Below are 7,089 nucleotides of genomic sequence, written 5' to 3'. Positions count from 1 at the left end.
CTTCTTGTTTGTCTTCTTGTTTGTCTTCTTGTTTGTCTTCTTGTTTGTCTTCTTGTTTGTCTTCTTGGCCAGTGGGAGGCATCGATGCTAGAACGGACCAATCCTCGACCGATCCATTCCAGGCTAGCATCGATGTTCGACCTGAACCAGCTCCGCTGTTTCGTCACGGTTGCCGAGGAATTGCACTTCGGTCGCGCCGCGGCGCGGCTCAACATGACGCAGCCGCCGCTCAGCCGGCAGATCCAGGTGCTCGAGCACATCGTCGATGCGCCGCTGCTGGAACGCACCAGCCGCTCGGTGCGGCTGACGCCGGCGGGACGCAGCTTCCTGCCTGAGGCGCGGCGCATCCTCAAGCTTGCGGAGTCCGCCTCGCAGGTCGCGCGTCGCATCGCACTCGGCAAGACCGGCTCGCTCAAGATCGGCTTCACCGCCGCAGCGGCCTACGGCTTCCTGCCCGACCTGATCGCAGCCGCCCGCTCCCGCCTGCCCGAGGTCGATTTTTCCCTGAAGGAGATGGTTTCCGGCGATCAGTTCGAGGCGCTCACCACCGGCCAGATCGATGCCGGCCTGCTGCGTCCGCCGATCGCGCGGCCGGAATTCGCGAGCCGGCGCGTCGTCGCCGAGCCGCTGCTCGCCGCGATCCCGAAGAAGCATCCACTGGCCACGGCCGACACCGTCAGCATCAAGGATTTCGACGACCAGCCCTTCGTGATGTATTCGCCCTATGAGGCACGCTACTTCCACGATCTCCTGGTGTCGCTGTTCACGCGCGCCGACGTGCTGCCGCGCTATGTGCAGCATCTCAGCCAGATCCACTCGATCCTCGCGATGGTTCGCGCCGGGCTCGGCGTCGCGATCGTGCCGGAGGCCGCCGCCAGCCTGAAGATCGCGGACGTCAAGCTGAAACCGCTGAAGCTGCGCGCGCCGGTGCCGGTCGAGCTGTTCATGGTGTGGCGGCGCGATCACGAGAACCAGTTGCTGCCGTCCTTGATCGAGATCGCCACCGAAATCGCCGCCCCGCATCTGCGCGGCGATTGATACAGAGTTAGCATCGCTCGATACCGCGTTTGGCTTGGACGCGCATCGAAGCATTCCCTAAGAATTCGGCCATGGACGCGCGCTGCTCGCGCATCCCTCATCCCAACATCATTCAAGGAGTGGCGCCATGAGCAAGATGACCCCTCGGGAGATGGCCGCGAGAATCGGTGGCGGCCTCCTGTCCTTCCCTGTGACCCCGTTCAAGCCGGACTATTCGTTCGACGAGGCGACCTATCGCGCCAACATGGACTGGCTGTGCGGCTATGACGTCGCCGGCCTGTTCGCCGCCGGCGGCACCGGCGAGTTCTTTTCGCTGACGCCGGCCGAGGTTCCGCACGTCGTGAAGATCGCGGTCGAAGAGACCAAGGGCCGCGTTCCCGTGCTGGCCGGCACCGGCTACGGCACCGCAATCGCGCGCGAGATCGCTGTTGGCGCCGAGAAGGCCGGCGCCGACGGCCTGCTGCTGCTGCCGCCCTATCTCACCCATGCCGAGCAGGACGGCCTCGCCGCCCACGTCGAGGCGGTGTGTTCGTCGGTGAAGATCGGCGTCATCGTCTACAACCGCGACAATGCGATCCTGCAGCCCGACACGCTGGCGCGCCTCTGCGAGCGCTGCCCGAACCTCGTCGGCTACAAGGACGGCATCGGCGACATCGAGCTGATGACCCGTGTCTACACCCGGCTCGGTGACCGCCTGACCTATATCGGCGGCCTGCCGACGGCGGAAACCTTTGCCTTGCCCTATCTCGACATGGGCGTGACCACCTATTCGTCGGCGGTGTTCAACTTCGTGCCGGAATTCGCGACCAAATTCTACGCTGCAGTACGCCGGCGCGATCATCAGACCATCCATGCGGGCCTGAAGGATTTCATCCTGCCGCTGATCGCGATACGCAATCGCAAGAAGGGCTATGCGGTATCGATCATCAAGGCCGGCATGAAAGTGATCGGCCGCGATTCCGGCCCGGTGCGCCCGCCGCTGACCGATCTCACCGAGCAGGAGATCGCCGAGCTCGCGGCACTGGTGGCGAAGCTGCCGCAGGCAGCGACCCAGCAGGCGGCGGAATAAGCCGAACGGCCAACGACCAAGGGAGGAGCAGATGATTCAAGATACGATCCGCACCGGCTTTGCCGGCGCCCCCGTCGTCACGGCGATGGAGGTGATCCCGGTCGCCGGCCGCGACGGCATGCTCCTCAATCTGAGCGGCGCACATGCGCCGTTCTTCACCCGCAACCTCGTCATTCTTACCGACAATTCCGGCCACACCGGCGTCGGCGAGGTGCCGGGCGGCGAGAAGATCCGCAAGACGCTGGAGGACGCCCGCGACCTCGTCATCGGCCAAACCATCGGCGCCTGCAACAACATCCTGGCGTCGATGCGCCAGACCTTCGCCGACCGCGACGCCGGTGGCCGCGGCAAGCAGACCTTTGACCTGCGCGTCACCATCCATGCCGTGACCGCAGTGGAATCCGCGCTGCTCGACCTGCTCGGCCAGCATCTCAATCTTCCGGTCGCAGCGCTGCTCGGCGAAGGCCAGCAGCGCGCGAGCGTCGAGACGCTCGGTTATCTCTTCTTCGTCGGCGACCGCAAGAAGACCAGCCTTCCTTACGTCGAGGGTGAGACCGGCAAGCCGGACTGGTTCAACCTGCGCCATCAGGTTGCGATGACGCCGGAGGCGATCGTGCGCCTCGCCGAGGCGACGCAGGCGCATTACGGCTTTGCCGATTTCAAGCTCAAGGGCGGCGTGCTCGCGGGCGAAGAGGAGATCGAGGCCGTCACCGCGATCGCCAAGCGCTTTCCCAAGGCACGCGTCACGCTCGACCCGAACGGCGCCTGGTCGCTCGACGAGGCGGTCCGGCTTTGCAGCGACATGCATGGCGTGCTGGCCTATGCCGAGGACCCCTGCGGCGCCGAGGCCGGCTTCTCCGGCCGCGAGATCATGGCCGAGTTCCGCCGCGCGACGGGACTACCGACCGCGACCAACATGATCGCGACCGACTGGCGTCAGCTCAGCCACGCGCTGCGGCTCGGCGCGGTCGACATTCCGCTGGCCGATCCGCATTTCTGGACCATGCAGGGCTCGGTGCGGGTGGCGCAGACCTGCCGCGACAACGGCCTGACCTGGGGCTCGCACTCCAACAATCATTTCGACATTTCGCTGGCGATGTTCACCCATGTCGGCGCCGCCGCGCCCGGCAAGGTGACCGCGATCGACACCCACTGGATCTGGCAGGACGGCCAGGCGTTGACCAAGGAGCCGCTGCAGATCAAGGGCGGCAAGATCGCGATCCCGGATCGGCCGGGCCTCGGCATCGAGCTCGATCGCGGTGCCATCGAGGCGGCGAACGCGCTATACAAGCAGCATGGCCTCGGCGCCCGCGACGACGCGCTGGCCATGCAGTTCCTGATCCAGGGGTGGACCTTCGACGATAAGCGTCCCTGCCTCGTGCGCTAACAAGAAAGGTTGGAAACATGACCGCTCACCAGAAGAACTTCATCGCCGGCGAATGGATCGACGGAACAAGCATTACGCGGGACATCAACCCCTCCAACACGGCCGACGTGGTCGGCGAATACGCCAAGGCCGACAAGGCGCAGACCGAAAAGGCGATCGCCGCCGCGAAGGCCGCCTTCCCGGCCTGGGCGCGCTCGACGCCCCAGGAGCGCTTTGACGCACTGACCAGGATCTCCGTCGAAATCCTCGCCCGCAAGGAAGAGCTCGGCCGCCTGCTGGCGCGCGAGGAAGGCAAGACGCTCCCCGAGGGCATCGGCGAGGTGGCGCGCGCCGGGCAGATCTTTGCGTTCTTTGCCGGCGAAGCGCTGCGGCTGATGGGCGAGAAGGGCGCGTCAGTGCGCCCCGGTCTCGACGTCGAGATCACCCGCGAGCCGGTCGGCGTCATCGGCATGATCACGCCATGGAATTTCCCGATCGCGATCCCGGCCTGGAAGATCGCGCCCGCGCTCTGCTACGGCAATTCGGTGGTGTTCAAGCCGGCTGAGCTGGTGCCGGGCTCCGCGCACGCGCTGTCTGAGATCATCGCGCGCTCCGGCATACCGGCCGGCGTGTTCAACCTCGTGGTCGGCTCGGGCTCGGTGGTCGGCCAGACTCTCCTTGATCACCCCGACGTCGCGGCGATCTCCTTCACCGGCTCGGTTCAGACCGGCCGCAAGATCGCGCAGGCCTGCGTGCTCTCCAATCCGATGAAGAAGTTCCAGCTCGAGATGGGCGGCAAGAACCCGCTGGTCGTGCTCGACGACGCCGACGTCAAGGTCGCGGTCGAGGTCGCGGTCAACGGCGCCTATTTCTCGACCGGCCAGCGCTGCACGGCCTCCTCGCGCCTGATCGTCACCGCGGGAATTCACGATCGCTTCGTCGCCGCAATGACCGAGCGCATGAAGGGGCTTTCGGTGGACGACGCGCTGAAGAGCGGCGTGCATGTCGGCCCTGTGGTCGACCAGAGCCAGCTCGACCAGGACCTCCGCTACCTCAAGATCGGCCAGGACGAAGGCGCCCGCCTGCATTGGGGCGGCGAGCTGCTCAACCGCGAGACGCCTGGCTTCTATCTGCAGCCGGCATTGTTCACCGAGGCGACCAACCAGATGCGGATCGCCCGCGAGGAGATTTTTGGCCCGGTGGCCTGCGTGATCCGCGCCAAGGACTATGAGGAGGCGCTTGCGATCTCCAACGACACCGAGTTCGGCCTCGCCTCGGGCATCTGCACGTCGAGCCTGAAATACGCCTCGCACTACAAGCGCAACAGCGAGGCCGGCATGGTGATGGTCAATCTGCCGACCGCCGGCGTCGACTACCACGTGCCGTTCGGCGGCCGCAAAGGCTCGAGCTACGGCGCGCGCGAACAGGGCGCCTATGCCCGCGAGTTCTACACCACGGTGAAGACGGCTTATACTTTCCCGGGGTGAAGGCAGTCGCACCTCGTCGGTGCTGCGCCCCCTCTCCCGCTTGCGGGGGAGGGTTGGGGTGGGGGCTCTCTCCACGAGTCACACTGTGGAGAGAGCCACCACCCGTCACGCTACGCGTGCCGACCTCCCCCGCAAGCGGGAGAGTGAAGCGAAGCCAGGAGGAATTCGTTGTGGACCAGTCGATCGGCGCGCAGGAGCAGCCCCGCTACATCAAGCTCAACGCGCGCGACAATGTCGCGATCGTCGTGAATGATTTCGGCTTGCCTGCCGGCTCGCGCTTCGCCTGCGGCCTGATGCTGCGCGCCTTCGTGCCGCAGGGCCACAAGACGGCGCTGGAAGACATCCCCGAGGGCGCGCCGATCATCCGCTATGGCGAGGTGATCGGCCATGCGCTGTCGCCGATCCTGGCCGGCGAATGGGTCGACGAGGCACGCATCCGCATGCCCGACGCGCCGTCGCTCGATCAGCTCGAGATCGCAACCGCAGTGCCGCCCGCGCTGCCGCCGCTCGAAGGTTTTACGTTCGAAGGCTTTCGCAATCCCGACGGCTCGGTCGGCACCAAGAACATCCTTGGCATCTCCTCCTCCGTGCAATGCGTCAAGGGCACGATGGAATATGCCGTCAAGCGCATCCGCGCCGAGCTATTGCCGAAATACCCCAATGTCGACGACGTCGTGCCGCTGACGCACGCTTACGGCTGCGGCGTCGCCATCACGGCACCCGACGCCGTGGTGCCGATCCGCACGCTGCAGAACCTCGCGCTCAATCCGAATTTCGGCGGCGAGATCCTGGTCATAGGGCTCGGCTGCGAGAAGCTCGCGCCGGAACGGCTGGTGCCGGAAGGCGTCAGCGACGCCATCGTGCGGATGCAGGACGAAGCGTTTGACGGCTTCGGCGCCATCGTCGACGCCATCATGACCCAGGCCGAGGCCCGCCTGAAGATGCTCAACGCCCGCAAACGCGAGACCTGCCCGGCCGCTGATCTCGTGATCGGCCTGCAATGCGGCGGCAGCGATGCGTTCTCTGGCGTTACGGCGAACCCCGCGGTCGGCTTCGCGGCGGACCTCTTGGTTCGCGCCGGCGCGACCGTGATGTTCTCGGAAGTCACCGAGGTGCGCGACGCGATCCAGCTGCTGACCCGCCGCGCCGTCAACGAGGATGTCGGCCGCGCGCTGATCCGCGAGATGGCCTGGTACGACGCCTATCTCGCCCGCGGCGGCGCCGACCGCAGCGCCAACACTACGCCGGGCAACAAGAAGGGCGGGCTCGCCAACATCGTCGAGAAATCCCTGGGCTCGATCGTGAAATCCGGCTCCGGCCCGATCGCGGGCGTACTGTCGCCCGGTGAAAAGGCACGGCAGAAAGGCATGCTGTTTGCTGCGACGCCGGCCAGCGACTTCATTTGCGGCACGCTGCAGCTCGCCTCCGGCATGACCTTGCAGGTGTTCACCACCGGCCGCGGCACGCCCTATGGCCTTGCCGCAGCGCCCGTCATCAAGGTCGCGACCCGCAGCGAGCTGGCGCGGCGCTGGAAGGACCTGATCGATTTCGACGCCGGCTGCATCGCGACCGGCGAGAAGACGATCGAGGAGACCGGCTGGGACCTGTTCCGCCTGATCCTCGACGTCGCCAGCGGACGGATCAAGCCGTGGTCGGACCGCTGGGGCATTCATAACGATCTCACGCTGTTCAACCCGGCGCCGGTCACCTAGCACCCGTATACAGCGCAGCGTTCGCGAAAGCGGAACCCCGCTGAACAGGTATTCACCTCTGTGGCGAAATGCTCATGTTCCGCGCGTTGAATAGCCAGAATTGATGTCCCACGTCCTCATCAACAGGAGGACGTTCCATGAAGCAATCGCAGCACTTCCTCGACAATGCGGAGAACTGCGCGCAGCTCGCCGAGCGCGCCGACGACGAGCCGACCTACAACCGCTTCAAGCGCATGGAGGCGGCCTGGCGCGCGCTGGCCAAGGAGCAGGATTGGCTCGACGGCGAGACCTCGCCGTCGGAGACCGCAGTCGCAGCTCCGCCGGAAACCGCAGCACGAATCTGAGCCGGCCCAAGTCTGAAAATCCCATGTCTGGAAATGGCCCGCGTGCGACAATCAAATGTCGCCGCGAGCCGCT

The 7,089-nt window shown here is 65.8% G+C and carries 6 protein-coding genes; all 6 read left to right on the top strand.

Annotated features, from left to right (window positions below; translation table 11 throughout):
- The first annotated feature begins 132 nt into the window (after positions 1-132).
- The 6 genes from Q0030_RS29740 (at position 133) to Q0030_RS29715 (ending at position 7,016) form a co-directional block, all read left to right on the top strand.
- Positions 133-1,038 carry a LysR substrate-binding domain-containing protein gene (locus Q0030_RS29740; protein ID WP_298375316.1) on the top strand — a complete coding sequence of 302 codons (906 nt, stop codon included), beginning with the start codon at positions 133-135 and terminating at the stop codon, positions 1,036-1,038.
- A gap of 127 nt (positions 1,039-1,165) precedes the next feature.
- The gene (kdgD, locus tag Q0030_RS29735) at positions 1,166-2,107 is read left to right on the top strand and encodes a 5-dehydro-4-deoxyglucarate dehydratase (protein ID WP_298375313.1); all 942 of its coding nucleotides are present in this window, start codon (positions 1,166-1,168) and stop codon (positions 2,105-2,107) included.
- Between the two features lie 31 nt (positions 2,108-2,138).
- On the top strand, positions 2,139-3,494 hold the full coding sequence (gudD, locus tag Q0030_RS29730) for a glucarate dehydratase (RefSeq protein WP_298375310.1): 1,356 nt from the start codon (positions 2,139-2,141) through the stop codon (positions 3,492-3,494).
- Between the two features lie 17 nt (positions 3,495-3,511).
- The gene (locus Q0030_RS29725; RefSeq protein WP_298375308.1) at positions 3,512-4,960 is read left to right on the top strand and encodes an aldehyde dehydrogenase family protein; all 1,449 of its coding nucleotides are present in this window, start codon (positions 3,512-3,514) and stop codon (positions 4,958-4,960) included.
- A gap of 170 nt (positions 4,961-5,130) precedes the next feature.
- Positions 5,131-6,672: a galactarate dehydratase gene (gene garD / locus Q0030_RS29720; RefSeq protein ID WP_298375306.1), complete on the top strand. Its 1,542-nt coding sequence runs from the start codon at positions 5,131-5,133 to the stop codon at positions 6,670-6,672.
- A gap of 137 nt (positions 6,673-6,809) precedes the next feature.
- Complete coding sequence (locus Q0030_RS29715; RefSeq protein WP_298375305.1) at positions 6,810-7,016, top strand: hypothetical protein; 207 nt, start codon at positions 6,810-6,812, stop codon at positions 7,014-7,016.
- Positions 7,017-7,089 lie beyond the last annotated feature (73 nt).

Origin of the sequence: uncultured Bradyrhizobium sp. (assembly GCF_947648125.1) — a bacterium.
Classification (GTDB): Bacteria; Pseudomonadota; Alphaproteobacteria; order Rhizobiales; family Xanthobacteraceae; genus Bradyrhizobium.
The sequence above is the reverse complement of the archived record's forward strand: the minus strand, read 5'-3'. Positions and strand labels throughout refer to the sequence as shown.

What these genes read in the sequence shown, in the direction of transcription:
- kdgD (WP_298375313.1), top strand. Translation starts at nt 1,166, where the DNA reads ATGAGCAAGATGACCCCTCGGGAGATGGCCGCGAGAATCGGTGGCGGC.
- gudD (WP_298375310.1), top strand. Translation starts at nt 2,139, where the DNA reads ATGATTCAAGATACGATCCGCACCGGCTTTGCCGGCGCCCCCGTCGTC.
- Q0030_RS29725 (WP_298375308.1), top strand. Translation starts at nt 3,512, where the DNA reads ATGACCGCTCACCAGAAGAACTTCATCGCCGGCGAATGGATCGACGGA.
- Q0030_RS29740 (WP_298375316.1), top strand. Translation starts at nt 133, where the DNA reads ATGTTCGACCTGAACCAGCTCCGCTGTTTCGTCACGGTTGCCGAGGAA.
- Q0030_RS29715 (WP_298375305.1), top strand. Translation starts at nt 6,810, where the DNA reads ATGAAGCAATCGCAGCACTTCCTCGACAATGCGGAGAACTGCGCGCAG.